Raw genomic sequence first — 26,621 nt, 5'->3', positions numbered from 1 at the left:
AATCGGTCTATCCATATCTTCCGGAGGGCAAGTATTCCACATCATGAGACTCTGCCTTGGAGTTTTGACTCACCAACTATTTAAGGCATGGATGCTGATAAGGGATACGGTGCTTGAGCGGGGGGAATGAGGAAATCATGAGATTTCTTAGCGCGAAATCAGGAAGGGCCGCAGAACTGACTGCGTCTTAAGCCCCTGGGGCCCTGCGGTTAGACTGCCCATCTCGCCTGGGAGTTATTCCCACCCCCGGCTTGCAGCCAGGGAGCTTGCGGAGGCAGGGGCGAATCTGGCGAGGTATTTCTCGAAATCCACATCGGGAATATTTCTGAATACCATCCCAAGCACGATTTCCTTCCTGAAACGAATCTACTCTGGAATGTTTGGATTTGCAGCGTTGGTATTCTCGTAAATAATCGAGTTTGTTGACAGGCATGATACTCGCAACAGCTAAACCTCGTATATCATGAATCTCAAGTAGAGTAGCAAAAGACATCCAAAATCTTACGGAGATGAGACTTGGTTTGAAACAAACCATGAGGAGCTTTCCTCGATTCTGATAAACACAGGGTGCATTGCCGGCGATGGCATGCCTGCTATTTGATTTATGAGATGAAAACCTGTGGCGTTCGGTTTCCGAATATAATAATCTCTTCGATGGACTGGACGCGTCGGATATTGGCGCCAGGAGGTGGTATTCGGAAGATGAATGACTTTGAGAAAGATAAGCTGCCTCTCAAATTTTCCGAAGATGATTTTAGAGATGACTAGTTTTCAATCCGAAATGACATGAATATTTGCATTGCAATTTGGAACCTAACCAAGTCTGCCGGTGGTTTGGGGAAAGCCGCTTCAATTATCTGCAAGGCTCTTGTGCAGAGAGGCCATTCTCTGACAGTGGTAGTCAATTCGTCGAGTGTGAAAGCAAAGCCCTTCCATCAGCTACCCAGGGGCGCAATACTTATCAACAGCAAATGGGTTGACACGCAGATTTGCAGGAAGAAAATTCGCGAAGCAATACTGGGAACAAAACCCGATATTGTAATCGCGATGACGGTTGGGGCCGCAATGAGATGGTGGCCACACATCATGAAACACTCAAATATCCCATTGATACTCTCCGAGCATTCAAATCCCTGGAAAATTGAGCAGGAAATGTGGGAACGCAGCGAAAGACAGTTGGTTATGACTTTCGCCGATTCAATACACCTGTTACTTCCTTCCTACCGTGAGTCGCTTGGAGTGCATCTTAGGGATAAGGTAACTATAATCCCGAACGCCATTGAGAAACCAATTCTTGGCAATAAGAGACAAGCTAACAAAACCATTATTGCTGTTGGAAGACTGGAGGATAGAGTTAAGCAGTTCTCGATTCTAATCAAGGCATTTGCCACGATTAGACATAAGTATCCAGATTGGAAAATAAGAATCATCGGTGGAGATGTAGATGGCAGCAAGAAGAAATACCATAAATTAATACATCAACTTGATTTAACAAAGCAAGTTGAATTGATAGGAGAACTTGATAATCTTCACAGCGAGTATAGTAATGCCGCATTTCTATGCCTTCCATCGAGGTATGAGGGCTTCGGAATGGTAATTATAGAGGGCTATCACTATGGTTTACCTGCAATTGGGTTCCGTGCCTGCTCTGGAGTTAATGAACTGATTAAAAACGGGTTTACAGGTCTACTTGCCGATGATATGACGGAGGTCAATTTTGCCCGGTGTATGAGCGTACTCATGGACAATGAAGCTATGGTTGAAAAAATGAGTAGGAATGCGAAGAAGGAAGCTCAGAAGTATAGGATTTCTAAGATTGGCTATCAGTGGATAGAACTCATTGAGAAGACAGTCAGCAATCATAAAGGGACAAGAAAGAAAATAAGCAAAGAACAGGAACGTTTCCTTCGAAAGAAATATCTGAACAATACACCATTTGTAAAGAATTTGATGAAAGAGATGTTTTCCTGGTTGTTGATTCTGACAAAGAATGTTATTCGAAAATCTATTGTATAACTGGTCTAAATTTTGACGTGGGTTCACGAGGTAGGTATATACTATGATTCCTAATCAGGCACATTTCATATGGATTGGGTCTAATTTCCCCTGGTTATATTACTTGTCAGTCTATAGCGCGGTTAAGAACGGCGGTTTTGATAAGATATTCGTTCATCATAAATACCTTGGAGCCGACGAGAAATGGTTTTATGAACTCGGCAGATTACCGGGGGTAGTTCTACAGGAGTTGGATTTTGACAAGGTTTTCTCAAGTGACAACCGGCTTCTGTTTCACCTCGGAAAGCAAAGAGACTTAATCGAAAGAAATCCTCTAATCCAATCTGATATATTGAGATATGCCGTACTCTATCTATATGGCGGGGTGTATTTGGATCTGGACATTGTGGTTCTGCGATCATTAAAAGAATTATTGCTCCGAACAAGTAAAACCGCATTTCTAGGCAGGGAAAAAATACTCTTCCCAGAATATATCCTGCATCCAACAAGTATTCGCGACAGGCTTAAAAAAGTCAGGAGTCTTTTGCTAGTGAAATTGCGCAATATATGTGAGAAAATTCCTCATGGCTATGCTCTCTACAACAGATTAGGAGCATATGTACCAACAGTAAATGGCGCTGTATTCGGATCAGAGAAATCCGGGAGTTTTGTAACAGGAGTGATTGAAAAACTCAACCATTATGGGGCGATGGAAATGAACATACCTCTAAAACCAGGGCCCTTTTCATTACAAGAGGCAGTGGCAAATCCAGATATGGCCGACAGCGTCGATATACTTCAACCCGATTATTTTTATCCCTCAGCACCCGGGCTTACAAAACACCTGTTCCGAAGATATAAACGAGTCGATATTGATAAATTCTGTGATTTATCCATCTCATATGCCATTCACTGGTACTCTTCCTCTTCGACATTCCGAACGTCGAGTATTCAAGATATCGACTGCGAATATTTCAAGGACAATAATGTGCTTTTCGGGAGCATGCTGCAAAAATATGTCGATGGTATCTTAGCATGAAATTGCCGGAGAATTTGCCAAAGTTGGCTTGATGTTGTTGGCTCGATTGAAGTCCGAGTAGGTAGTTTTGAAAAGAGTTCTTATCCTTCCTTCCTGGTATCCCAATGAAATGAAACCGGATTTTGCCCCCTATGTTAGAACTCAGGCACTATCTCTAGCCAAGTATGATTTGGAAGTAACAGTTGTTTATTCCGCTCCTTATTCCTGTAAATGGATTTTCAAACAACGAAAATTGTTGCTTGGGAATCGTGAAAACCATATGGGAAACCTTAGGGAGATTTTGTTTTTTCTCCCTAAGGTTCACTTCAAACGTATAGATAGAGCGGTTCGAGGCATTATTGGACGTCGACTAATTCGGCAATTGGAGAGTAAGGGATATCGACCTGATATCATCCATGTCCACACTTATGAATCTGGTTCATTGGCATTGTGGCTCCGCGACAGAATCAATGTCCCGATAGTTATCACCGAGCATTATACAGGTTTTGCGAGAAATATCTTGAGTAAATGGGAATTGAATTGGGCCAGACGTTGTTTTGAAGCCGCCGATTTGAGGTTGGCCGTTAGCAAAGCGTTTGCGAAACTTCTAAAACTTGGAACTGGATTGACATTCGGGGTTCTACCCAACTTCATTGACACTTCTTTTTTTTCACCGGGGAATATGGGGGGGGCTTGTTATGATTTCTTGTCGGTTGGCCACCTGCTGCCGAAAAAGAATCATAAAATGCTAATAGAGGCTTTTTCAAAACTCTCACCGGGAAAACGGGGACTCAAATTAGGTATTGTCGGCGAAGGGCCAATGAAGAGAAAATTGGCAAATTTGGCGAAATATCTGGGGTTGGAGAGTCACGTCGATTTTCTTGGATATAAGGATATGGTAGGAGTTCGTAATCTGCTCCGGAAAAGCCGCATTTATTGCATGCCAAGCTCTTACGAAACCTTTGGGATTGCCGTTGTCGAAGCTATGTCGGTAGGGGTACCCGCAGTAGTGACTCGCTGTGGGGGGCCGGAGGAAATTGTTGTTAACGGTTTGAATGGAATAGTTACGCAATTGAACATGCGGGCCTACGCGGCCGCTCTGGAAGAGGCGTTGGCGCATAATTGGGATAGGGATGCCATACGCCAACAGGCAGTGAGTCTTTATTCCGAGACTGTGGTGATTCCAAGACTGCAGACTATTTACAACGAAGTAATTGAAACACGCCGAAGGTTAACAAAATAATCAAGGTCTAATTCCATTCTTGTCATCGAGACCGGACTTGTACATAATAGTACAGTGTTGGGAAGTGGGCGGAAGTATAACAAAAAGGGCATTAGGACTGTTCTCGACCGATTAATCTCTGATTATGAGCACTTGATATTTGATTATGCTCTAAGTCCGGAATTACTGAAAGCGTTTAATGACAGGGTACGTCATGCCGAGAACGCTGGTCGCGATCCTGAGAAATTTCTCGGCGAGGAAATAAAGACTTACAAAAAACTAAAGGACAAAACAGTAGAGAAACAGTGCATTGAATCAACGATGAACGAAGTTAGGCGCAGGAGATTGGCCGGCGAAACCTTCGCAGACAGAATTCTGAATGAGTACAAGAAACGCATTGAACATTACCCCTCAGTGAATATACATCAAAATGCCGATCTGGAAGTCTGTAAGCTATATGGTGCTATGCATCTGCTGGATAAGCAACACTGGGATTCTCTGGCATCATATCTTAAGCGAGTTCACCCGCGTACGGGGCAAATGGATAGAATCAGTATTGAACAGAGATTTTGGCGCCTGGTTCCAACCCGCGAAGGACGTCTCCCAGAAGAACTCGAACCATATAGAAGAGCCTTAACCGCTCCCACCACTTCGCAGAAGAACAGAATGAAGGAAGGCAGGGAAGCAATTAAGACGGTTGCCTTTTATTTGCACGACTTGCTGGAGATTTATGAACGAGGGGTTTCTCTCGTCGCCCCAAATCAGGGAGTTAGAGAAGCAATCGGCTTCGTGTATGAAGTTATAAGCGACTTCAGAATCAGTGACTTAAAGAGGAATTGATAGACTGAACTTCGAAAATAGAACTTCTCATCATTTGCGCGGTTGTCTGTCAGATTCAAGACTGGATGTGTCTATGGTTCATACACTCTGTCTGTATTGATAGCTCCAAAAGTTTGGCCTCTTGTTGGAACAATGTGCCAATCTCTCGCACTGTCTGTATCATTTGGCACTGAGGATCTGCAAATGGACCGGGTGGAAGTTGAGAAGTTTGCATCGGCTGCATCCGAGGGAGCGGGAACCCCACCAGATACCGAATTCCATGCCTTGGCTTCAGCTAAATCGCTGGCGAAGATGAAACCGTCTTTAGTCCATCCAAGTCTTTCATCTTCTCTGTCATCTTCTCGATCCGACCAGAGTATGGCATCAAGCATGGTTCCATTCTTACGCGCATATAGCGTTACCGCCCCGTTGTTTCCGGGAAGTCCCGGGGCACCTCTCATCCAAAAATCTCTTGCTGTCTCTGATGCAAGCTTTCCTCCCGACAAATTCAGCGTTGAGATTTCATCTATTTCTTCAGGAATACCTTCCGCCTTTGTATGAACAAGGATGTATTCGCCTTCCGGAACTTCAACTGCCGGAAAGATAAAACTCTCTTTGTATTTGTTTTTCGTTCCAATAAGCAGGATTAGACCGCCGAGATTTCCCGCTTTGGTGACGAATAATTCAATACAATCGGGAGTATTCCCCGAACCGCGGGGATTTATTTCGTTTATCAATATTCCAGGTATCCTGGGATTCCATCCGCTAAAGCCATACAGAAAAGACAGGGAATTGCCCGATTCATCTGTGACACTCATTCGGATCGTGTATTCACGACCGATTTCCTGATCCGTTTCAAAACCAATGGTAAGCTGTTCATCCTCGATATCAAAGGTATTGACAATCATAGGCGGATTGACAACCGGGTTTATCTCGTTCGCTGCAAGCGGTTCGTCGAATATGAATCGCAGATGTCGTTCGTCTACTATTTCGGCTGACTGTAATACCGGCGGCAAGAGATCTACGGAAAAAGGTGATTTCCTGGAATTGGAATCGGGGGCACAGCCTGGCATAATCAGAACACTGAACAGTATTATCGCGGTGGAAAATTTGAAAAAGCCTCCAATTTGCCGGACAAGTATTATGGATTTTATTGCATATAATCGTGTATTCATATGGGATAACAACGAACGAGATTTAGTTCTCACTTGAACAGGGAGTGAAAATGTGTGGGATAATTGGGTATTGTGGAAGCAGGAACGCCGCCCAGCTCCTGCTATCCGGCTTGAAGCAGCTTGAATATCGCGGTTACGATTCCGCCGGAATAGCTGTAGTTCATAAGAGCAATCTTCAACTGTATAAAAAAGCGGGAAAAATTGAAATCCTGCGGGCAATCGTTCCGGATATACTTGAAGGACATTGGGGGATTGGGCACACTCGCTGGGCCAGCCATGGCAAGGTGAACGATATAAATGCGCATCCTCATACTGATTGCACCGGAAAAATCGCCATCTGTCATAACGGAATTATTGAAAACTACACAAGTCTGAAAAAACGACTAGACAGCGAAAACCACAGGTTCATCAGTCAAACGGATTCCGAGGTTATTGCCCATCTAACTGAATCCTTTTATGAAGGAAATCTCGTAACTGCTGTGAAATCAACTGCCAGCCTGCTGGAAGGAACGTATGGAATTCTCGCTATTCATGTTGACCACCCGAATCAAATTGTAGGTGTTCGAAATGGCTCGCCAATGATTATCGGACTTGCTGACAAGGAAATGCTTATTGCTAGCGATGTCAGCGCCGTTCGTGCTCACACGAAGCAGGTTATCTACTTGGAAGATAGTGAGATTGTAAGTATGAATTCGAATGCTTATGAAGTGAGCAACATGCGAAATCAGCCGATTAACAAAAAAATCGAAGTTATTTCCTGGAAACTTCAAGAAGTGGAAAAGGGAAGCTACCCTCATTATATGCTGAAGGAAATCCATGAACAGACCGAATCAATCCCCCGGGCGCTGAGCGGCCGAATTGATGAGCAACAAGCAACCGCGGTATTGGGCGGCTTGAATATGAGCGATACCGAATTGCTTTCGGTTAAACGCATAACTATTACGGCTGCCGGAACCAGTTTCTACGCAGCACGAGTTATCGCATATCTTTTGGAAACACTTGCACGAATCCCGACTACAACGGAATTATCATCAGAGCTTCGCTATCGTAATCCGGTTGTGGAACAGGGCACATTGTACATAGCGGTGAGCCAATCCGGTGAAACCATTGATACACTTATGGCTGTACGAGAACTCCAGCGGAAGGGTGCTCCGGTACTTGCCATATCCAATGTAGTTGGTGCCAGCATTGCTCGTGAAGCTCATGGCGGGATATATATCCACTCGGGTCCGGAAATAGCTGTAGCTTCCACTAAGGCATTCGCAAACCAGCTTGCGGCGATGTACCTTTTCACGCTCAAGATGGCACGGATGCGCCATATGACCTGGCCCGAAGGCAAAAAATTTCTTAAGCACCTTTTGAATATTTCGAATCAGATAGAAGAAATACTTAACAACGCGGACAAAATCGAACAATTAGCCAGGAAATACTGTAAGGCAAAGAACTTCCTTTTTCTGGGCCGAGGGATAAATTTCCCCGTCGCCCTGGAAGGCGCTCTCAAGCTCAAAGAAGTGGCATACATCCATGCTGAAGGTTATAGCTCTGCGGAGATTAAGCACGGCCCCATAGCCCTAATCAACCCCCAGACTCCGAGTATATTCCTAGTGCCCGATGATTACCTATATAACAAGATTCTCTCCTCAATGAAAGAAGTAAAAGCGCGTAATGGCTCTATAATAGCCATAAGCACAGAGGGTGATACGCAGATTTCTCATATCGCCGACGACATCTTCCAAATACCGAAAACGGAACAGAATTTCTATCCGTTCCTGACAGTTGTTCCGCTTCAGCTATTTGCCTATTACTGCGCACTGGAACTCAAATGTGACGTCGATCGGCCTAGAAATCTCGCAAAAAGTGTTACGGTGGAATAGGTTTATTGATTCTCGGAAGAACCTCGTAGTGAAGTTCAACTCCCTGCACCAGGATTCCTATCTCCAAATCTCATCCCGGGGAATCTGGAACACCGTCACGGGATGATAGTTTCACGATTGAGAACTCAATTGATATATCCGGCTTTCTGAATATGATATCTAAAGGAACGTTCACCTTTCAAATCAATTATTGGCGGTATTTGACAGTTCCACCCACCCCTCCATCACATCATGGATATGAGATGACGATAAGGTATTCACGATTAAGGAACCCTCCCTCGAGGTTGCCGAGTCCAACCTGCTGGTATAGTGAGGATTCCAGGTAGGAAGATTGGGAAGTTGTGGAGATACTGTCCATGAGTGGTTGTCGGGGAACGTGCCGAATACGGACAACTCTATGAATTTCAGAATAAACTAAAAGGGTTCAGTGTCTACTTCGAAGAAGAAGTAAACGAATTCTGCAGATTCTTCTTTTCATCCAAAAAGAAATTGAATCCCAAAGATCACTCCTGTATGAACAGTATCCTTAATAAGAGCGTTTCCCGATTTGTGGGATTGAAAGATTTCGAGAAAGAGGATTTTAGACTTACCCTCGATAAATTCAGAAATCTGTATTCCTTTCTTTCTCAGATTATTCCTTATCTCGAGATACGGATTTGGAAAAACTATACACATATCTGAGGTTCCTCCGTAACAAGCTGCCCCGAAGAGATAAGAGCTCCGTTCTCAATCTCGATGAGGATGTGGAACTCAAGTACTATCGATTACAGAAAATTTCCGAAGGCTCCATCAAGTTAATGGCCGAGGAAGAGACTCCTGTTTACGGAGCGGCCAACGTCGGTACCGGTCAGACTGAACCGGTTGAAAAAAAATTGTCGAAAATCATCGATATCTTGAATGAACGATTCAAAACCGACTTCACCCCGGCCGACGAATTGTTCATTAATTCTGTTCAAGAGGATGCCGTTAATGATGAGAAGATCAGGACCGCCGCGAAGGCGAATAAACTCGTTGGATTCAGTTATGTGTTCAATAAGATAATCGATAATCTGTTCGCTGACCGGCTGGAACAGAATGAGGCTCTTACTGAGAAGTTCCTTAATGATAAAGTTTTTAAGAAGTTCGTTTCTGATTACATGATGAAACAGGTGTATAAGGAGATTCTGGAGAAAGAAGTTGAAAATCATCAGGAAATTCGACAGTGAGATTGAGGCCAGTTTCACTTCTTTCTTAAAAGAGCAATTTCCACATCTGATTCACAGGAACTCCAGGAGCAACAATAGAATCGGATACCTTAATTGCCGATTCAGTTCCCCTTGGCACAGTTAGATACACTCCCGATAATGGTATTATAATGATGGGCCACAAATCACACACACTTAGCATCCCATGTCGCCTTATCATTCTGTTGATTGCCACCTTTTCTGTGATTACCCAAGCATCAGCCAATGATTTAGTGATTCTGCCCGGGGATGTATATATCGAAATAACCGAAGATACTGCGGGTTTTGACTTGTATATCAAGGCCAAAGAACACCTGGGTTCGGTACTGATAACGGAATCTTCGGCCGATCCGGGAAAGAAGTCAGATTCCTTTGCATTCAGAGCGCAAAGCTACAACCCCGTCAATGGGAATGAGCGAAGGATACTGAACGGAGAATTTCTCGACACAGGAGAAAAACTCTTCTTCTTAGTTGATTCAACTCCAGAATCCAATGAATTGTTAGGCTTTGCGTTCAAAATACATGTACCGTATCAGCTAGCCTATGGTTATCCATGGAGCAGACAGGGGAAGGTAGAGGTTGGCAGAGGCACTTGGCTGAATATTCGAACCTTTGAAAAACCCTTTGCTGATTATGAAGGCCCCTGGATGGACAATCCCTTTGTTTTGTCGATGAAGGAAATTCCATTGCCAACTGCCGTGGAAACTGAACCTGCAAGTGAAAATGAAGTCGGGGATATCCAAGAGGCGGTGGAGCTAATTGCCGAACTAATCAGTTCGAGTGGGGAAGAAGTGGACGTTGTAGTTGTTGTAGATGCCACTGATAGCATGGAGGACGATCTTGAATATGTCAAAGGCAATCTTGTTCCTCTGCTTAGAGACAAAATTGGAAATATCAAATCTTTTCGTATCGGATTGGTTCAATATCGTGACTACAAGGAGGCGTTTGTGACTCGTACATCGCCATTTGTACAAAGTCTGAATGAGTTCCAGAGAGAGTTGAATCGGATTTCAGCATTAGGTGGAAGAGATGTGCCGGAGGCTGTGGATGAAGGTATTTATGCTGGGTTAACCGAATACAACTGGTCTGCCCCGAAAAGAATGCTTATTCAATTGGGTGATGCTCCAGGGCACGAGGAGCCCCTTGGCGCGATAACCCCGGAGCTCGTAAAAAATGAAGCCTCGAAACTCGGGGTGTCAATATTTTCAATTCAGCTTCCGAACAGCCCGAAGAATCCATAGAATGCCTGGGAGTGGAATAAACTTTGCTTCCAGTGTGTCCACAAGTTTGTAAAGGTTCAAGCCTCCGGGGGCAATGAAACAAAATCACCACTACTGGATTAATAAAACAGATAGTCTCCCACAGCTAGAGTTTTCTCAGTACGCTTTCTCTCTCAATCAGCCGCCCCCCAATGACTATCTTGGCTGGCGGTAAATTCTTGTTTTCAATTCGAGTATTCAGGCGGCTCAAGGCGACACTGCCGATTTCTTGTTTAGATACAATTACACTAGTTAGCGGCGGTTCCAGCACCGCCGAGGCAGGAAGATCGTCAAATCCGATTATGGAGACATCCTCGGGAATCTGGTTTCCATTTTCCTTGAGTGCTTTGAGCACTCCGAACGCAATAGCATCATTGATGCAGAAGAGAGCTGAAGGGAGTTGGACGCCTTTGTTAAGAATTTTCTTCATATCTTTATAAGCCCCATCCATTGTTGAATCGACATCAAAAGAGAGCTTCTCATCATAGCTTTTCCCAAAGAACTCAAGACCTTCTCGAAAGGCCTTATCTCTCAACCAGAAATTCCGAGTTTGTACGCTGGATCGGACAATACCGATTTCATCGTGACCCTTGTCAATAAGATGCTCCAAAACCAAAAAAACAGAATCAGCGTTATTCATGTCGACAAAATCGAGAGGAACGTACTCGAGAAAGGTATCAAGAAATACGACCGGAATCGGACAATCCATGAACGCGAGGACATCGCCACGGCCCAGTTCGGTTCCAAGTATGATAGCTCCCGACAAGTAAGTTTGATCTTTGAGCCTGGCGATGATTTCGGCGGTGGGCGTTGCATGGAACGACTTAATCTCAACTTTGTAAGGAAGGGTTCTGGTTCTGAGAAGGATACCATCGATATAATCCGCAATAAAGACTTTGTGATCCTGATTCAATGTATGCCCATGCCGGACAATCTGGATAAACTGGATGGTGCCGCGATCAATCGGAATTGCAAAATTGCGTTGAAGGGGTTTATATCCGAGATTTTCAGCTATCTTGAGAATCTTACTGCGAGTCGCTTCACTGATACCTGGTTTGTTATTAAGCGCAAAGGATACGGTGGCGAGAGATACATTTGCTTCCTGAGCGATATCTTTCATTTTTACAGTCATGCTTCTTGAGGGAATCCTATTCCCATTGGATCAAAACTGTCAACTAAAAATTTTAATAATCGATAGCCAACTGTAATCTTCTATTGGGTTTTCTCATTAATATGGGACTATATTTTAGTGTAAATGACTGAAATCTCGACAACACTACACTCCTTATTGGCTCTTAGAGTGATTTGGAATTTCAAAGTTTCGGATCTTCTTGACAGATTTTTTGGACATGCTATAATGACTTTTACATTTTAGTTAAAACAAAAGGGAGGTTTTAATGAAAAAGCTAGGGTTTGTGGCTATAATTCTATCGCTGCTTGTCACGTTTGCTTATGCGGGGGGAACTGACGACAGCCATACCGACAGCTATACAATAGCAACGGTTGTCAAAATTGATGGAATCGCCTGGTTCGATCGAATGAGAGTGGGTGTTGAAGAATACGGTGAAGAAAATGGCTACGACACCTTTCTTCTCGGTCCTTCACAGGCTGATGCAGCCGAGCAGGTCCGCATAATAGAGGATTTAATAGCCGAAGGCGTTGACGCCATTTGTGTTGTTCCTTTTTCAGTGGAAGCTGTCGAACCGGTCCTCGCGAGAGCCAGGGAGGAAGGCATCGTAGTAGTAAGTCACGAGGCCTCCACACAGGAAAACGCGGATGCTATCATAGAAGCCTTTGACAATGCGGCTTATGGCGAGTTTCTAATGGAAAACCTTGCTCAACGCATGGGCGGAACCGGAACGTATGCCACTTTCGTAGGCAGTTTGCAGTCCAAGAGTCACAATGAATGGGTGGATGCCGCCGTCGCCTATCAAGAGGCCAATTATCCTGACATGGAACTAGTTCAAAACAAGATTGAGGAATTCGATGATTTCCAAATCGCCTACGAGAAAACTCTTGAGCTCCTTACCGCCTATCCGGAATTGGACGGCATACAGGGCAGTGCTATGACAACTGCTCCCGGCGCCGGTCTGGCCGTTGAGGAACGCGGACTTCAAGACAAAGTATCCGTTGTTGGAACTAGTTTGGTTTCTGTTTCCGAACAGTATCTGGAGAGCGGCGCAACAGATATGATCGCCTTTTGGGACCCTGCGATGGCTGGTCGAGCTATGAACGAGATTGCCGTCCGTATCCTAAATGGCGAGAGCATCGATAACGGTGCGAACCTCGGTGTCACTGGATACAAAAGCATCATTCAGGATGCGGCCAAACCCAATTTGTACTATGGCTCGGCATGGGTAGGTGTAACCAAAGATAACATGAACCAATACAATTTCTAAATCTGCTTTAGTCCTGTAGATCAATGGATCCTAAACGGACCCATTGATCTAACGAGGCATTTCTCCGAAGATATCGAAGACGTGAGTTAAAATGATTGCTCCATTGGTTGAAGTTAAAAATATCCACAAACGCTTCTCCGGTGTCTATGCACTAAGCGATGTTTCTTTGAGTATTGCCCCCGGAGAAATCCGCTGTCTCGCTGGAGAGAACGGATGTGGAAAGTCCTCACTGATTAAAACCATCGCCGGCGTTTATCAACCTGATGAGGGCCAGATTATCCTAAACGGTCAGATGTACGACAATCTCAGGCCCATTGATGCGATTCATGAAGGAATTCAGGTTATTTATCAAGATTTCTCCTTGTTCCCGAACTTGACAGTAGCAGAAAATCTCGCCATTAATTCTCAACTGGAGCAAGGCCGAAAACTGGTGAACTGGGCAGATATGGAGCGAACAGCCCAATCGGCTTTGGCGCATATCAAGGTAGATATACCACTGCGTTCAAGAGTGGAAACCCTTTCTGTAGCCAACAGACAACTGGTGGCGATTGCCCGGGCTCTACTTCATAATGCGAAACTTGTTATTATGGATGAGCCGACAACTGCGCTGACTCACAATGAAGTCGATAGTCTATTCGAAGTTATTTCCGAGCTTAAATCCGAGGGCATTGCTACGTTGTTCGTTAGTCACAAACTCAGGGAAGTGCTGGATATCAGTGAAAAACTAACCATACTCCGCAATGGCCGCAAGGTATCAGAGGGTGAGACAAACGAATACGATGAAGCGAGTATCACCTATCATATGACTGGACGCCACATTTCTGGAAATCAGTTCACTTTCGATGCAACGGACGATGAAATCCCCCTTCTCTCCGTCGATAAGCTCGGACGAGAGGGAGCGTTCGAAAACGTTTCTTTCAACCTTTCCTCCGGAGAAATCATCGGGATTACCGGTTTACTTGGTTCCGGTCGGACTGAGGTTGCGCTTACTCTTTTCGGCATACACCCGGCAAATTCCGGGAGAATGCTAATTGATGGTAGGGAGGTGCTTATCGACTCGGTGGATGCGGCGCTGAAAGCTGGGATTGCATATGTACCGGAAGATCGTCTAATCGAAGGTTTATTCCTTGAACGCAGTATAGGAGACAATATCATTGTCAGTATTCTCGATCGCATTAAAGACCGTATGAAATTCATCGACTTCAAGAAAGCGTCGAGCATCATTGAGACTTGGATTGATACCCTTAAAATTGCCACTCCGAATTCTGAAAATCCTGCACAATCCCTTTCGGGGGGAAATCAGCAGCGGGTGGTTCTTGCCAAGTGGCTTGCCGCAGAATCCCGGATATTCATCCTCAATGGACCAACCGTTGGAGTCGATGTTGGCTCAAAACTGGAAATCCACACCAGACTTCGCGAACTCGCTTCGAATGGAGCAGGCATAATCATTATGAGCGATGATATGCCCGAAGTAGTCCAGAACTGCAATCGGGTCTTCGTGATGCATAAGGGGCAAATCATCCGGGAATATAAGGATGACTTTGTTGAAGATCAATTGATCTCCGAAATAGAAAACCTCAAATAGGTAGGTTCCGACTATGAGAAAACTGCTGAAAACACACGAGTCTTACATTGCGGTGATTCTTATTGTCTTTTCACTCATAGTGGGTATCATTAATCCGAAATTCTTCTCCATAGGAAACCTGTTCGGCCTACTGAAAAGCACGGTCGTTACTGGTATTTTTGCCTTGGGAGTTCTCCTTGTTCTGATATCCGGAGAAATAGATATTTCCTTTCCTGCTATCGGCGTGGTGTCGATGTACATCACGGGAACGGTCTTTGAAGCCATTGATTTCTCGGGTCCAACTATCCTGGCGTTTCTGTTTTCCGGCGGGATAGGAGTTTTGCTGGGGCTTATAAATGCTGCAGTTATCTCCACATTCCGCCTACCCACTTTGATTGTCAGTCTCGGAACTCTTAGCGCCTACAGCGGATTTGTTTTAACCTTCATTGATACGCGGATTATAAATCGGCTTTCTGAACCGGTGGTAGTTTACAGTAAGTTGGCATTCTTCCGGAGAACAATGGAATCGGGACAAATCGCCGAACTCCATTTCTCTTTCTTTGTTTACCTCGCATTGGCCGCTCTTACGGCGCTTATCTTACGATACACCATTATAGGCAGGGGAGTGTATGCCCTGGGGGGCGACCGCCAGGCCACAAAACGTGCGGGGTTCTCCATCAAAAAGATTGAATACTTCATTTACTGCTATGTTGGTTTACTCGCGGGTTTGGCGGGAATTATACACAGTGCTCATGTAAGGAATGCAAATCCCTTCGATCTTGTCGGTGGCGAGCTGAATGTTATCGCGGCTACAGTTTTAGGTGGCGCAATTATTGGAGGCGGTAGAGGAACGGTTCACGGAACTCTTCTGGGCGTTATGCTGATAACCGTTATAAACAACAGTCTGATTTTGATGGGCATCCCAAGTTATTGGCAACGTTTTACGACGGGTTTCGTTTTGCTAATTGCCGTTGCCATCCCTCAAATTGGAAGTGTGAAATCGATTAGAACCCCAAGGAGAGTGAGAAGTTGAAAATCCTATCCAATTCGCCTATCAAACTTCCGAAAACCAAAGACAATAATTTGAATCGCCTCATCATCATTTCTATTGTGATATTCGTACTGATGGCCATCCTTAATCCCGGCAAGTTCATCACAATGAGGAACTTCCGTTCCATGTCATATTCTTTCCCGGAACTGGGATTGCTTTCTCTTGGACTAACCATTTGTATGATTACCGGAGGAATCGATCTGTCCATTGTGGGCACGGCTAATCTGACGAGTATTCTAGCTGCCAAGTTAATGGTGGAAGCTATGCCGGAGAATCCCACTTCAGCCATCATTGCTCTCTATATCTTTCTGGCGGTGGGTGTCGCCTTCATCTTTGGTATCATAGCCGGTCTTATCAATGGGTACCTGGTGTCGACATTTCATATTCATCCTGTCCTGGTTACTCTCGGAACTTGGCAGGTTTTTTCTGGTATCGCAATCATCATAACCAGGGGTTATGCGATTCCCAATCTTCCCAAACCCTTTCTGTTCGTCGGAAATGGACGATTTCTGGGTTTAGCAATGCCGCTGTATATTTTCTTAGCACTCGCCATCGTAGTCGCAGTGTTGCTAAGGAAGACTCAATTCGGCCGGAGTATCTACTTTATCGGCACCAATGCTACTGCTGCACGATTTGCCGGGATTCGAGTTCGAAAAATGCTCATGCGTGCATATGTAAGCAGTGCTTTACTGGCTTCCACGGCCGGTCTTTTGATGATTTCCCGCACGAATCAGGCGAAGGCCGATTACGGTAGAAGCTATATTCTTCAAGCGGTGTTGGTGAATCTCTTAGCGGGCGTAAATTGGCACGGAGGATTTGGACGGGTAATCGGAGTTGCCATCGCCGTTGTGACTCTGCAATTCCTGTCTAGCGGTTTCAATATGCTGCGATTTAACAATTTTGCTCGGGATTTTACTTGGGGCGTATTTCTGATTTCAATTATGATTTTTAATCATCTTATGAACGAACGTAAAAACAGGCTTGAAGCCGATATCGCAGGTGCGAAATCGGTCGAATAGCTATGAGGAGAAAACAATGAAAAAATTCCTGAATCAACCTGAAGCCTTTGTTGATGAGATGCTAGAAGGCATCCTGGAAGCTCATTCCGATCAGTTGAAGTCCGTTGCCGATGATGTGCGTTGTATCGTCAGATCCGACATCTCAAAAAACGGTAAGGTTGGCCTAGCCACCGGCGGTGGTTCCGGCCACTTACCACTGTTCCTTGGTTACGTCGGTAAGGGCATGCTTGATGGTTGCTCCGTAGGAGGAGTTTTCCAAAGCCCCAGTTCCGATCGGATGCTGGAAGTTACAAAGGCCATCGATACAGGCAAGGGGGTTCTCTACATCTATGGTAACTACGGCGGAGATGTAATGAATTTCGACATGGCCAGCGAGATGGCCGCCATGGAAAACATCCAGGTTGTATCCTATGCAGCCGGAGAAGATGTTGCCAGCGCTCCCAAAGGTGAGGAAGCCAAACGGCGTGGTGTCGCGGGTATTTTTTACGTCTATAAATGCGCCGGTGCCAAAGCCGAAGAAGGAGCTAATCTCGACGAGGTGAGAAGAATCGCCGAAAAAGCGGGGGATGCAGTTCGAACCATGGGCGTCGCTATTTCTCCAGTCGTTGTTCCCGAAGTGGGTAAGCCGTCGTTCATTATCGGTGACGATGAAATGGAAATCGGAATGGGTATTCATGGCGAGCCGGGTATCCGACGTGGAAAGCTGCTTTCCGCCAACGATGTTGTTCGAGAGATGTTGGACAAACTCCTGCCAGATCTTCCCTATATATCGGGAGATGAAGTTTCGGTTTTAGTGAACGGTCTTGGAGCGACACCGAAGGAAGAACTTTATGTGGCTTATCGCAAGGTGGCAGAAATTCTGAGAAGGAAAGGCATTTCGGTGTTTAAGGTGTACGTTGGTGAATTTGCCACATCCCTGGAGATGGCCGGTTTTTCCATCTCTGTTTTCAAACTTGACGATGAACTGAAATCACTGCTGGCTGCGCCTGCCAGAACGCCCTTCTTCGAACAGTTCCAGCTTGAGGTGTAGTGATTGATGGATGCCTCTACTGCTAAAAAAGCCATCGACTGTATCCGGAAACTGATGGAGGAAAACCGGGATTTCCTGATAGAACTGGACAGTATAATAGGAGATGGGGATCTAGGCCTAACCATGACCATGGCCTTCAATACTGCTGACGACAAGATGAAAAACCTAGAGGAATCCGATATCGGTCAGTTATTCTTCAAAACCGGCATGGAGATTGCCAAAGCCGCACCTTCCACTATGGGTACCCTTGTTGCAACTGGATTTATGAGAGGGGGTATGGCTCTTAAGGGCAAAATCGAACTGTTTCCTGCTGACATGGCTTTGTTCTTTCGAGCCTTTGCCGATGCTTTGATAGACCGTGGAAAGAGCAAGCCGGGAGAGAAGTCCATTATCGATGTTATCGATCCTGCAGCCACGGCCATGGAGGGGTCTACCGACGATTGGAATACCCTGGCAGACGCGGGTATCGCTGCCGCACGAAGCGGTTTGGAGAATACCAAGATGATGATGGCTAGACATGGGCGGGCCGCTTACTACCAGGAGAAGTCAATCGGTAAGCAGGACCCCGGTGGAACCGCTGGATTGTTCATCGTCGAAGGAATGCTGAAAGCCTTCAAATCAGAGAAATGAAAAAAACCAACACTGTCCTCATTGCCTCCCATGAAGTCTCTCTTTATCGAGTCGACATGCCCCGTAATTTACATCTACCTATTATCAGTGTTCTGAAATAAGCAATGTCCGTGCTGCAAGGTTGGCAGGAGAGGCTGATAAAGAATAAAAATGACTGTTTGCATCCCGGTGGTCGAATTCAGTATTATCCACCTTCTGGTCAAAAATCTGAGTTGCTACCATGAGAAGCGTTCTCCTATACTGTAAAAAGGAGAGTTGATACTTCCCAATGCTTTGCCGATTTCAACCCTTACGTAATTTTCGAGGATGTCAGATTAGCCTCGTACATACGGGAAATCTACTGGTCCGATTGAGTCTTCTGACTTGTTAGGAGAGATTATGAGAGAATACGTTCGAGAAATCGAAAGTCTGCCCAAATCCCACCGGATTGAGCGTCTGAAAAAAGACATGCTGGCCGAAACCCGTTACGTCTCCATGGATCAGGCACGAATTATCACCCGGGTTTATCGGGAAACCGAGGGAGAACCCGTCAATATCCGCCGGGCGAAGTCCCTGGCCGCCGCACTGCGGGAAATGCCGATTCGTATCGATCCGGGAGAACTCATCGTCGGCAACCGAACTTCCGGCGTTCGCGCCGGCGTCGTGTTCCCGGAAGGAGGTATCTCCTGGGTGAACAAAGAATTGGAAACCCTGCCCTCCCGTCCTCAAGACCGATTTGAAGTTCATTCCGAAGATATTCCCTACTTCCGAAACGAGTTGTTTCCCTATTGGAACGGGAAAACTCTGGAAGACGCAGTAAATGCCGAAATCGGTGAGCAGGCAGCCCTGATTGCCCGAGTGGTGAAGATTAACCAGAAAGATCATGCTCAAGGACATATTTGTCCCAACGTTGAGAAGTGGCTGCGTATGGGACCCGCGGGAATTCTGGAGGAGATTCGAGCTGCGGCGGCGAAGAACGGTGATTCGAATCGCTTCTTCGAGGGCGTGGCTCTAACCCTTGAAGGTGCAATGAACTTCATGGGACGTTATGGGAAACTGGCCCTGGAAATGGCCCGGGAGAACCCGAATTTCGCCGATGAACTCCGGGACATCTCACGCATTTGCTCGGCACTGACAACCCGCCCTCCTGAACACTTCCATGAGGCTCTTCAAGCCCTGTGGTTCCTCTTCGTTACCCTTCATATGGAATCCAATGCATCTTCGTTCTCCCCGGGCAGGATGGATCAATATTTGATGCCATACTTCGGGAGAGATATCGCCCGGGGAGCGCTTGATTTCCCCAGGGCTTTGGAACTTATTGAGGCTCTCTGGCTGAAATTCAATCAAATCGTCTATCTGCGAAGCACCAGCGGGGCCAGGTATTTTGCGGGATTCCCCATCGGTTTCAATGTGGCTTTAGGCGGTCAGAATGCCGACGGCAGCGATGCGTCCAACCCATTATCCTTCTTGTTCCTGAAAGCTCAGGAGCATCTCGAACTGCCCCAACCGAACCTCTCGGCGCGACTCTTCGAGCACAGTCCCGAAGACTTGCTGAATGTCTGTTCCCGTGTCATCGGCTGCGGGAGCGGTATGCCACAAATCTTCAATGACGAGGCAGTGATACCAGCTCTTCGGGGGGTGGGAATTGCCGAGTCGGACGCCTGGAATTACACCATCGTCGGCTGTGTGGAACTCACTACTTCAGGCAACAGTCTGGGTTGGAGCGATGCGGCGATGTTCAACCTGGTGAAGGCTCTGGAACTAACCCTCACCGGTGGAATCGATTTATTGGATGGAAGCAAATCCGGATTAAATTTGGGAACTTTGGAGAATTATGGCTCCTTTGAAGAGTTGGAAGAGGCTTTCCGGAAGCAAATCGATCATTTCATCAACCTGATGATACCCCTATGCCATGCCGTGGATCGCATTCACGGCGAGATTGTTCAGTCTCCATTTCTTTCCTCGGTAATCGACAACTGCATCGACGCGGGCGTGGATGTAACCAATGGGGGTGCCCAATACAATCTATCGGGAATTCAGGCTATACAGCCTGCCAATATCGCCGACAGCCTGGCAGCCTTGAAAACTCTGGTGTATGACGACAGAAAGGTGGAGGCTTCAGTTCTTCTCAATGCCATACGAGATAACTTCGAAGGGCAGGAAATACTCCGGCAGCGGTTGTTGAACAAAGCCGCAAAATATGGGAACGACGTGGAGTGGGTGGACGAACTGGGACATAAATGGGTTCGGCATTTCGCAAAACGTCTGAAGGAGTTTTCCAATCGTCGGGGCGGTCCCTACCATACTGGACTGTACACTGTATCCGCTCATGTCCCAATGGGACAGAACGTCGGCGCCACTCCAGACGGGCGCCATGCCCGGACTCCTTTGGCCGACGGCGGTATATCAGCAGTCTACGGACGAGACAATTCAGGGCCGACAGCCCTGCTCCGTTCGGTATCTCGGATAGATTCGGCCCTCGGCAGCAACGGGACGCTGTTGAATATGAAGTTCTCACCCCAGCTCTTCAAAACCGAGGAAGGCATCCGGAAATTCTCGGCCATGCTGCGCGCCTTCGTCCGATTGAAAATCAGCCATGTTCAGTTCAATGTTTTCACCGAAGAGGATCTAAGGGCTGCCATCGAACAACCGGAAAAATTCCGAAACCTGACGGTCCGGGTGGCTGGCTATACGGCCTACTTCACCGAGCTGGCAGGTGATCTTCAAGAAGAAATCATCGCCAGAACCACCTATCTTGAAGCACTATGATATTCGGCACCATATTCGACGTTAAACGTTTTGCTCTACATGACGGAGATGGATTAAGAACCACCCTCTTCCTCAAAGGCTGTCCCCTCCATTGCCCCTGGTGCCAAAATCCCGAAGGAATCAGCCCGAAAATCCATTTGTGCTGGACACCGTCGAGATGCATACACTGCGGCATCTGCGTTTCCGTCTGCCCTCTCGGGGCCCTGTCCCGGAAAGAACCACAACTGGATATTCGGATCGACTTTCGGAAATGCGATAACAACGGGCTCTGCGTCGAGGAGTGTCCCAGCGCCGCCCTGTCCTTTGACGGCCGTCGTGTCTCCGCCGAAGAAATAGCCGGGGAAATCCTCCGAGATCGGGATTTCTTCGATGTCTCGGAAGGAGGTGTTACACTCAGCGGGGGGGAACCTCTGATGCAGCCATCCTTCGCGGCGGAAGTTTTGAGAATTTGCCGGGAAAATGGCGTTCACACGGCGGTGGAAACCACTGTCAGCGTTCCCCGTTCGGCAATTGATGCAGTGATAGATTATGTCGACCTTTTTCTCGTAGATCATAAATTCGCCGATCCGGAATCTCATAAGAACATTCTGGGAGCGGACAGGAAACCGATTCGGAGGAATCTGGAGTATCTCCTCTCCAGGGACGCCCGGGTCCGCATCCGAATTGCATTGATACCCGAATACACCGCAACTGAAGACAATCTTAGAGGCCTCGGGGACTATATCAGGAGCCTTGAGCCTGTCCAACCATCCGTGGAACTTCTGAACTTCAATCCTATGGCGGAAAACAAGTATCGGCTTTTCGGGCAGTCGTGGCCGATATCGCGAGACGCAGGGCGGTTCAGCCCCGAAGAAATTGATTATTTCGCCGATGTTCTCCGAAAAACCGGTGTGGAAAGAGTTGCAACATGAACAACTGGAAAGATGAGCTGAACCATTGCATTGAAGATGCTGAAATGGGACGGTCGGTTTTCATCACTCGGGTCCGGGATATGTTTGACAGCCTGGAGGGGGATTCCGACGGCGTATGCATAGTCATGCTACTGGAACTTGCAGGCGATATCGGATTTCGTTCCTTCTCCTTGTGGATTCCAGCTCCGAAGGCGCTGGATACCTCCGAACTGGACATGGTTCGGGAATACCTTTGCGCCACGGTATACAATATTCTCTCCACCTTCGGCAGTCGATCTCTCACTTTCCTGCGCCCCGGCAAAATCCCAAATCTGGATAATCTTCTTCGCGGAGTGATTGCTGAATTTCATCCCGAATCATCCAAGGCGGATCGGCGAGGCTACGGACGCTGCCTGAACGTTGCAGAGCGAATAACCGACGCCGTAGACCGCCGAAAACCCGGGAGCTCCCGATTCACCTTCCGACTTACCGAAATCAAATCAAGCCGGAAGCAATTCGGAACACCGCCGAAAAACAAACAACGCAGCGAGGATGAGTCCCTTGCTCACAAACTTAGAATTCTCCCACGAAAACTGAAGGGGAAGACTGTTCTCGGAATGGATATCGGCGGAAGCGACATCAAACTCGTCCTTTTCATGAACAGTCGAATCATCGCCTACAAAGAATACGATTGGTTCCCGGCTAAATTCATCCGAACACAGCAGCTCATTGATCCGATACTGCTCATGGCCCGGTGGGCCCGGGTTCGAGCGGCAGTGGAACGGATTCCCGAGGGAGCGGTTTGGAAGACAGCACTCGATAACCTATCCGCAGCAGGAAGTTCGGACGACGAGATTGAAAAGATGATTTCCCACGTAGAAGATGCTCTGGCAGGCAATCTGGAAGGTTTCGACGGAATCGGACTCTGTTTTCCAGATGTCGTGGTTCGAGATAAAATCGTTGGAGGGGAAGTCTATAAAACTCGGGGAATCCGGAACAATCCAGATATCGACTATGAACAGGACTTTGCTCAACTCACCAACCTCGACACCCGACTTGAAAAATACTGTCGACCAGGCGGTCGGGTTCGCAATATCAACGACGGCCCGATGGCGGCCTTCACGGCAGCGGTGGAATTGTCATTCTCCGGAGATGAAGGAATAAACGATGGAATACTCGCCCATACTCTCGGTACAGAGCTCGGCACAGGATGGTTGGACGAGAAAGGGAATCTGCCGGAAATTCCTCTGGAAGTGTACAACTACATCATCGATTTGGGATGTCGGCCAGAACGCCGTTTCCCAAGCGATGATTTGAGGAGCCTGAACAATTTCAATACCAAGATCGCCGGCACTCTGCAGAAATATACCAGTCAGAGCGGGGTTTTCCGACTGACGATGAAATACTTCCCCTCTCAGCGTCCCGATCTCCTTAGGGAATTGTATGACAAAGGATTTCTGAAAAATGGGATTGACGGGAGCATACATACAAGACAGGAACCCAGGGATATGCGTAAGGCGCTTCTGGAACATCTCATGGCTCTGCCGGAGCGAGAAGGCGAAGGCGTATGCCGGGATATTTTCAGGGAAATCGGCGAATACCTGGCGGTTATGTGGCAGGAGATCCGGTTCATCCTCAATCCTCGGGCAACCAACCGTGTGCTCTTCGGGCGGCTTGTGAAAAATCCCGTCTGTTTTCGCCTCATAGCGGAAGGTGCAGCCCGGATTGCGCCTGGAATGGAGCTGACGGCGGCAGATGAAGAATCGGCCTGGACACCAATAATGCGTCAGCTTCGGGATGATGGGCGATACACCGTGGCTCAGTTCGCTCAGGCAGTAGGGGCTGTGCATTTCGCAGTAGCGTAAAAAGCGTGTGATATCACTTCGATCCGACCAACCGCCGTTTCTACCTTAATCCGGCTGTCAGTTTCCAGTTCAGTTCAGAATTATCCACCTTTTTATCAGAATTAACAGTATTCTGCATCTGTAATCTGGAAGACAATTCAGTAACTATAACTCGCGTTACGCGAAAAAAGGAGTCTTTATGAAAAAGGTTTTTGCGGTTCTACTCTTCCTTAGCCTCGCTTCCACGGCGCTCTTGGCCAATGGCACTTCTGAAAAGGAAGACAAACTGGTTATTGGAGTCACTTTCATGTCTCTGCGCCATCCCTTCTTTCAGGAAATGAAAGTCGCGATGGAAGAAAAAGCCGAAAAGAGCAACATCATCCTGCGACTGACCGATGGTGACTTCGACGCCGGAATCCAGAGCAATCAGGTGAATGATTTCATCCAGCAAAAAGTTGACGGCATCATAATAAACCCCACTGATTCCAAGGCTCTCGGCCCCTCTGTTCAGAAGGCAATTGACGCCGGTATCCCGGTAGTGAGCGTGGACGTAGCTGTTGAAGGCGCCGACACTATCACCCACGTCGCTTCCGATAACTATAAAGGCGGAGAAATTGCCGGCGGCCTGATGACCGGGGCTCTCCAGGAACGGAACGTTGATTCGGGTACCGTCATCATCGTGGATCATGCGGGCGTCAGCTCCACCCAGGAACGCAATGCTGGATTTCAGAAGGTCATGAAAAAGAACTTTCCGAATATCACCATTGAAGTGTTCGATGCCGTTGGTCAGCGGGACAGGGGCATGGTGGTAGCCGAAGATGCAATGCAGCGATTCGGCGATGATTTAGTAGGTATCTTCGGCGTGAACGATGATACCTCCCTGGGTGCTTTGTCCGCCGTCGAACGAGCCGACATGCTGGATCAGATTTCCATTGTCGGTTATGATGCCGGTGACGAATCCCGGGCCGCCATTGAAGCCGGTAAGATAGTTGGTAACACCATTCAGTTCCCCTCCTTGATGGGAACTACGGCCATGCAGAATCTCGTCGATTATATTAATGGCGTGAGAACCGAGTTCCCGGATTTCATGCCTGTGGCCGTCGGTACCTATACCAAAGAGGGCGCCCAAATAACCGATTGATCAAACTTATCTAACAGCTCACAGGCCTCTTGACGTCAAAGTTGAGAGGCCTTCTAAATGAGGAGTCTATTGTGAAGGAATCCAGGAAACTACTGGCTGGTCGAATATCCAAAGCAAGCACGTTTCTGATATTTCTCGGCCTAAGTGCCGTTATCTTCATACTGACTGATCTCCTGAAAATCGGAAACAACAGCGATAAATGGATCTTCCTCGAATTGGGGAATATCCGGAACATCTTGAATCAGATATCCATTAACGCCATTATCGCCTTCGGCATGACCCTGGTAATCTTGGTGAACGGTATCGATTTGTCGGTAGGATCTATGGTAGCGGTTGCCGGTGTGACTCTGGGAGTATTCTTCATACAATTAGAGATTCCGCTTCTCATCTCCTATCTTCTGGTCCTCATCATCGGGGGATTGGTGGGTTTCTCCAACGGAATGGTGATCACCAAGATCAAGCTACCGCCTTTTATCGTTACTCTGGCTTCTTTCCAGATATTTCGGGGCCTGGCCTTTATTCTAGTAAATGGACAGGCCAAGTTCACCACCGACGAGAGCTTCAAGATTATCGGGAATCGCTTCCTTTTCGGGTTCATGCCAATTTCCATCCTGGCGATGCTGGCGATTTTCATTTTCTACCATCTCCTTCTGAGTCGAACTTCTCTTGGCCGTAAGATCTATCTCACTGGCGGTAACGAGGAAGCCGCCCGGTTCTCCGGGATTCGGATAGATTGGGTGAGAATTTCCGCTTACACGCTTACCGGAATTTCAGCTACCGTAAGCGGCATCCTTTTAGCTTCTCGATTGGGGTCCGGTTCTCCCAATGTCGGAGTTGGCTATGAACTGGACGCCATTGCTGCAACTGTGGTGGGTGGTACCAGTTTCACCGGAGGAATGGGCACCATCACAGGAACCCTCATAGGTGCCCTCATCCTGGGAGTCATCAGCAATGGTCTGAACCTCCTGGGGATATCACCGTTCTTCCAGCAGATTGTTCGAGGGCTCATCATCCTGAGCGCGGTCATCCTGGATAGCAGGAAGAGGTAGCGGATAATGTCAAATAAATACATCATGGAACTGAGAAATATTGAGAAGAACTTCCCGGGAGTAAAGGCCTTGGACAAGGTTAATCTTAAGCTCCGGAAACAATCCGTTCATGCACTTCTTGGGGAAAATGGCGCGGGAAAATCCACCTTGATGAAAATTCTATCAGGAGTATATTCCCTGGAAGAAGGAAATATACTTCTGGATGGGGAGAGCGTCGAATTCGCTAACATTCATCAGTCCCAGGAACAAGGAATCACCATTATACACCAGGAACTCAACCTCTGCTGGAACCTGACAGTTGCCGAAAATATCCTGCTTGGTCGGGAAAAACTTGGGCCACTGAACTACTACAAGCGAAGCGAAAACAGCGCCATAGTCAGGGGCATCCTCGAGCGATTGGGAGTAGACCATATCAATCCTGATGAAACGGTGAATAATCTTAGCATTGCCAATCAGCAAATGGTGGAAATCGCCAAGGCTATCTCGGTGAACTCCCGAATCTTGATAATGGACGAGCCCACATCTTCTCTTACCGAAAAGGAAGAGAAAATTCTCTTCCAGATTATCAGGAATATCCAGCAACAAGGAGTGTCCATCATCTACATCTCTCATAAATTGGACGAAATTTTTCATATCTGCGACGAGGTTACTGTTATCCGGGACGGCCAGTG

General features: G+C 47.0%; 24 protein-coding genes. 21 read left to right on the top strand and 3 right to left on the bottom strand.

All coding sequences use genetic code 11. From position 1 onward, the window contains the following. Positions 1–187 precede the first annotated feature (187 nt). Positions 188–493, bottom strand: a complete 306-nt coding sequence (locus S1OALGB6SA_RS02050) for a hypothetical protein (protein WP_124032388.1) — start codon at positions 491–493, stop codon at positions 188–190. A gap of 116 nt (positions 494–609) precedes the next feature. On the opposite strand from S1OALGB6SA_RS02050, the gene S1OALGB6SA_RS10035 reads away from it, so the two are divergent. The 5 genes from S1OALGB6SA_RS10035 (at position 610) to S1OALGB6SA_RS02030 (ending at position 5,075) form a co-directional block, all read left to right on the top strand. Next, positions 610–768, top strand: a complete 159-nt coding sequence (locus tag S1OALGB6SA_RS10035) for a hypothetical protein (RefSeq protein ID WP_195910243.1) — start codon at positions 610–612, stop codon at positions 766–768. Positions 769–786: 18 nt separating this feature from the next. Then, complete coding sequence (locus S1OALGB6SA_RS02045; protein WP_124032387.1) at positions 787–2,016, top strand: glycosyltransferase; 1,230 nt, start codon at positions 787–789, stop codon at positions 2,014–2,016. Positions 2,017–2,119: 103 nt separating this feature from the next. Further along, positions 2,120–3,034, top strand: coding sequence for a glycosyltransferase (locus S1OALGB6SA_RS02040; protein ID WP_195910242.1), 915 nt, complete (start codon positions 2,120–2,122; stop codon positions 3,032–3,034). 67 nt (positions 3,035–3,101) lie between these two features. Next, positions 3,102–4,256, top strand: a complete 1,155-nt coding sequence (locus S1OALGB6SA_RS02035) for a glycosyltransferase (RefSeq protein ID WP_124032385.1) — start codon at positions 3,102–3,104, stop codon at positions 4,254–4,256. Positions 4,257–4,310: 54 nt separating this feature from the next. Continuing rightward, positions 4,311–5,075 carry a hypothetical protein gene (locus S1OALGB6SA_RS02030; RefSeq protein ID WP_124032384.1) on the top strand — a complete coding sequence of 255 codons (765 nt, stop codon included), beginning with the start codon at positions 4,311–4,313 and terminating at the stop codon, positions 5,073–5,075. 71 nt (positions 5,076–5,146) lie between these two features. On the opposite strand, the gene S1OALGB6SA_RS02025 is transcribed toward S1OALGB6SA_RS02030, so the two are convergent. Next, the gene (locus S1OALGB6SA_RS02025; RefSeq protein WP_124032383.1) at positions 5,147–6,229 is read right to left on the bottom strand and encodes a lipoprotein TP_1001-related protein; all 1,083 of its coding nucleotides are present in this window, start codon (positions 6,227–6,229) and stop codon (positions 5,147–5,149) included. A 50-nt stretch (positions 6,230–6,279) separates the two neighbouring features. On the opposite strand from S1OALGB6SA_RS02025, the gene glmS reads away from it, so the two are divergent. The 4 genes from glmS to S1OALGB6SA_RS02005 all read left to right on the top strand — a co-directional run bounded on the left by glmS (position 6,280) and on the right by S1OALGB6SA_RS02005 (position 10,567). After that, positions 6,280–8,103: a glutamine--fructose-6-phosphate transaminase (isomerizing) gene (gene glmS, locus S1OALGB6SA_RS02020; RefSeq protein ID WP_124032382.1), complete on the top strand. Its 1,824-nt coding sequence runs from the start codon at positions 6,280–6,282 to the stop codon at positions 8,101–8,103. A gap of 360 nt (positions 8,104–8,463) precedes the next feature. Next, the gene (locus S1OALGB6SA_RS02015; RefSeq protein WP_124032381.1) at positions 8,464–8,784 is read left to right on the top strand and encodes a hypothetical protein; all 321 of its coding nucleotides are present in this window, start codon (positions 8,464–8,466) and stop codon (positions 8,782–8,784) included. Further along, complete coding sequence (locus S1OALGB6SA_RS02010; protein WP_124032380.1) at positions 8,760–9,308, top strand: hypothetical protein; 549 nt, start codon at positions 8,760–8,762, stop codon at positions 9,306–9,308. The genes S1OALGB6SA_RS02015 and S1OALGB6SA_RS02010 overlap by 25 nt, the downstream gene beginning before the upstream one ends. 149 nt (positions 9,309–9,457) lie before the next feature. Next, complete coding sequence (locus S1OALGB6SA_RS02005) at positions 9,458–10,567, top strand: VWA domain-containing protein (protein ID WP_124032379.1); 1,110 nt, start codon at positions 9,458–9,460, stop codon at positions 10,565–10,567. Positions 10,568–10,691: 124 nt separating this feature from the next. On the opposite strand, the gene S1OALGB6SA_RS02000 is transcribed toward S1OALGB6SA_RS02005, so the two are convergent. Continuing rightward, entirely contained in the window at positions 10,692–11,717 is a 1,026-nt protein-coding gene (locus S1OALGB6SA_RS02000; RefSeq protein WP_124032378.1) for a LacI family DNA-binding transcriptional regulator, read from the bottom strand. Positions 11,718–11,982: 265 nt separating this feature from the next. Here S1OALGB6SA_RS02000 and S1OALGB6SA_RS01995 point away from each other — a divergent pair, with 265 nt between their 5' ends. From S1OALGB6SA_RS01995 to S1OALGB6SA_RS01940, 12 genes are all read left to right on the top strand, one after another. Continuing rightward, positions 11,983–12,984, top strand: a complete 1,002-nt coding sequence (locus S1OALGB6SA_RS01995) for an autoinducer 2 ABC transporter substrate-binding protein (protein ID WP_124032377.1) — start codon at positions 11,983–11,985, stop codon at positions 12,982–12,984. 91 nt (positions 12,985–13,075) lie between these two features. Continuing rightward, positions 13,076–14,569: a sugar ABC transporter ATP-binding protein gene (locus S1OALGB6SA_RS01990; RefSeq protein WP_124032376.1), complete on the top strand. Its 1,494-nt coding sequence runs from the start codon at positions 13,076–13,078 to the stop codon at positions 14,567–14,569. A gap of 13 nt (positions 14,570–14,582) precedes the next feature. Continuing rightward, on the top strand, positions 14,583–15,581 hold the full coding sequence (locus S1OALGB6SA_RS01985) for an ABC transporter permease (protein ID WP_037563690.1): 999 nt from the start codon (positions 14,583–14,585) through the stop codon (positions 15,579–15,581). Further along, positions 15,578–16,618 (top strand): ABC transporter permease, encoded by a 1,041-nt coding sequence (locus S1OALGB6SA_RS01980; RefSeq protein WP_052080221.1) that lies wholly within the window; start codon positions 15,578–15,580, stop codon positions 16,616–16,618. The genes S1OALGB6SA_RS01985 and S1OALGB6SA_RS01980 overlap by 4 nt, the downstream gene beginning before the upstream one ends. Before the next feature lie 16 nt (positions 16,619–16,634). Next, positions 16,635–17,648 carry a dihydroxyacetone kinase subunit DhaK gene (locus S1OALGB6SA_RS01975; RefSeq protein ID WP_037563689.1) on the top strand — a complete coding sequence of 338 codons (1,014 nt, stop codon included), beginning with the start codon at positions 16,635–16,637 and terminating at the stop codon, positions 17,646–17,648. 6 nt (positions 17,649–17,654) lie between these two features. Continuing rightward, positions 17,655–18,278, top strand: a complete 624-nt coding sequence (gene dhaL, locus S1OALGB6SA_RS01970; protein WP_037563687.1) for a dihydroxyacetone kinase subunit DhaL — start codon at positions 17,655–17,657, stop codon at positions 18,276–18,278. A gap of 378 nt (positions 18,279–18,656) precedes the next feature. Continuing rightward, positions 18,657–21,026, top strand: coding sequence for a glycyl radical protein (locus S1OALGB6SA_RS01965; protein WP_200881718.1), 2,370 nt, complete (start codon positions 18,657–18,659; stop codon positions 21,024–21,026). Beyond that, positions 21,023–21,937 (top strand): glycyl-radical enzyme activating protein, encoded by a 915-nt coding sequence (locus S1OALGB6SA_RS01960; RefSeq protein ID WP_052080220.1) that lies wholly within the window; start codon positions 21,023–21,025, stop codon positions 21,935–21,937. The genes S1OALGB6SA_RS01965 and S1OALGB6SA_RS01960 overlap by 4 nt, the downstream gene beginning before the upstream one ends. Beyond that, on the top strand, positions 21,934–23,781 hold the full coding sequence (locus S1OALGB6SA_RS01955; RefSeq protein ID WP_124032374.1) for an ROK family protein: 1,848 nt from the start codon (positions 21,934–21,936) through the stop codon (positions 23,779–23,781). Before S1OALGB6SA_RS01960 ends, S1OALGB6SA_RS01955 begins: the two co-directional genes overlap by 4 nt. Before the next feature lie 178 nt (positions 23,782–23,959). Next, complete coding sequence (locus S1OALGB6SA_RS01950) at positions 23,960–24,901, top strand: substrate-binding domain-containing protein (RefSeq protein WP_037563683.1); 942 nt, start codon at positions 23,960–23,962, stop codon at positions 24,899–24,901. Between the two features lie 71 nt (positions 24,902–24,972). Continuing rightward, a complete protein-coding gene (locus S1OALGB6SA_RS01945; protein ID WP_077067619.1) occupies positions 24,973–25,950 on the top strand; it encodes an ABC transporter permease in 978 nt (325 codons plus the stop codon). A 6-nt stretch (positions 25,951–25,956) separates the two neighbouring features. Next, the coding region (locus tag S1OALGB6SA_RS01940; protein WP_148083999.1) for an ATP-binding cassette domain-containing protein at positions 25,957–26,621 on the top strand (665 nt) is incomplete at its 3' end.

It is taken from the genome of Olavius algarvensis spirochete endosymbiont (assembly GCA_900608495.1).
Classification (GTDB): Bacteria; Spirochaetota; Spirochaetia; order DSM-2461; family DSM-2461; genus UBA2779.
The sequence above is the reverse complement of the archived record's forward strand: the minus strand, read 5'-3'. Positions and strand labels throughout refer to the sequence as shown.

Excerpts from the sequence above, each read along its gene's own strand:
- S1OALGB6SA_RS02050 (WP_124032388.1), bottom strand. The coding sequence starts at position 493 with ATGTCTTTTGCTACTCTACTTGAGATTCATGATATACGAGGTTTAGCT.
- S1OALGB6SA_RS10035 (WP_195910243.1), top strand. The coding sequence starts at position 610 with ATGAAAACCTGTGGCGTTCGGTTTCCGAATATAATAATCTCTTCGATG.
- S1OALGB6SA_RS02045 (WP_124032387.1), top strand. The coding sequence starts at position 787 with ATGAATATTTGCATTGCAATTTGGAACCTAACCAAGTCTGCCGGTGGT.
- S1OALGB6SA_RS02025 (WP_124032383.1), bottom strand. The coding sequence starts at position 6,229 with ATGAATACACGATTATATGCAATAAAATCCATAATACTTGTCCGGCAA.
- glmS (WP_124032382.1), top strand. The coding sequence starts at position 6,280 with ATGTGTGGGATAATTGGGTATTGTGGAAGCAGGAACGCCGCCCAGCTC.
- S1OALGB6SA_RS02005 (WP_124032379.1), top strand. The coding sequence starts at position 9,458 with ATGATGGGCCACAAATCACACACACTTAGCATCCCATGTCGCCTTATC.
- S1OALGB6SA_RS02000 (WP_124032378.1), bottom strand. The coding sequence starts at position 11,717 with ATGACTGTAAAAATGAAAGATATCGCTCAGGAAGCAAATGTATCTCTC.
- S1OALGB6SA_RS01995 (WP_124032377.1), top strand. The coding sequence starts at position 11,983 with ATGAAAAAGCTAGGGTTTGTGGCTATAATTCTATCGCTGCTTGTCACG.
- S1OALGB6SA_RS01990 (WP_124032376.1), top strand. The coding sequence starts at position 13,076 with ATGATTGCTCCATTGGTTGAAGTTAAAAATATCCACAAACGCTTCTCC.
- S1OALGB6SA_RS01985 (WP_037563690.1), top strand. The coding sequence starts at position 14,583 with ATGAGAAAACTGCTGAAAACACACGAGTCTTACATTGCGGTGATTCTT.
- S1OALGB6SA_RS01975 (WP_037563689.1), top strand. The coding sequence starts at position 16,635 with ATGAAAAAATTCCTGAATCAACCTGAAGCCTTTGTTGATGAGATGCTA.
- dhaL (WP_037563687.1), top strand. The coding sequence starts at position 17,655 with ATGGATGCCTCTACTGCTAAAAAAGCCATCGACTGTATCCGGAAACTG.
- S1OALGB6SA_RS01965 (WP_200881718.1), top strand. The coding sequence starts at position 18,657 with ATGAGAGAATACGTTCGAGAAATCGAAAGTCTGCCCAAATCCCACCGG.
- S1OALGB6SA_RS01960 (WP_052080220.1), top strand. The coding sequence starts at position 21,023 with ATGATATTCGGCACCATATTCGACGTTAAACGTTTTGCTCTACATGAC.
- S1OALGB6SA_RS01955 (WP_124032374.1), top strand. The coding sequence starts at position 21,934 with ATGAACAACTGGAAAGATGAGCTGAACCATTGCATTGAAGATGCTGAA.
- S1OALGB6SA_RS01950 (WP_037563683.1), top strand. The coding sequence starts at position 23,960 with ATGAAAAAGGTTTTTGCGGTTCTACTCTTCCTTAGCCTCGCTTCCACG.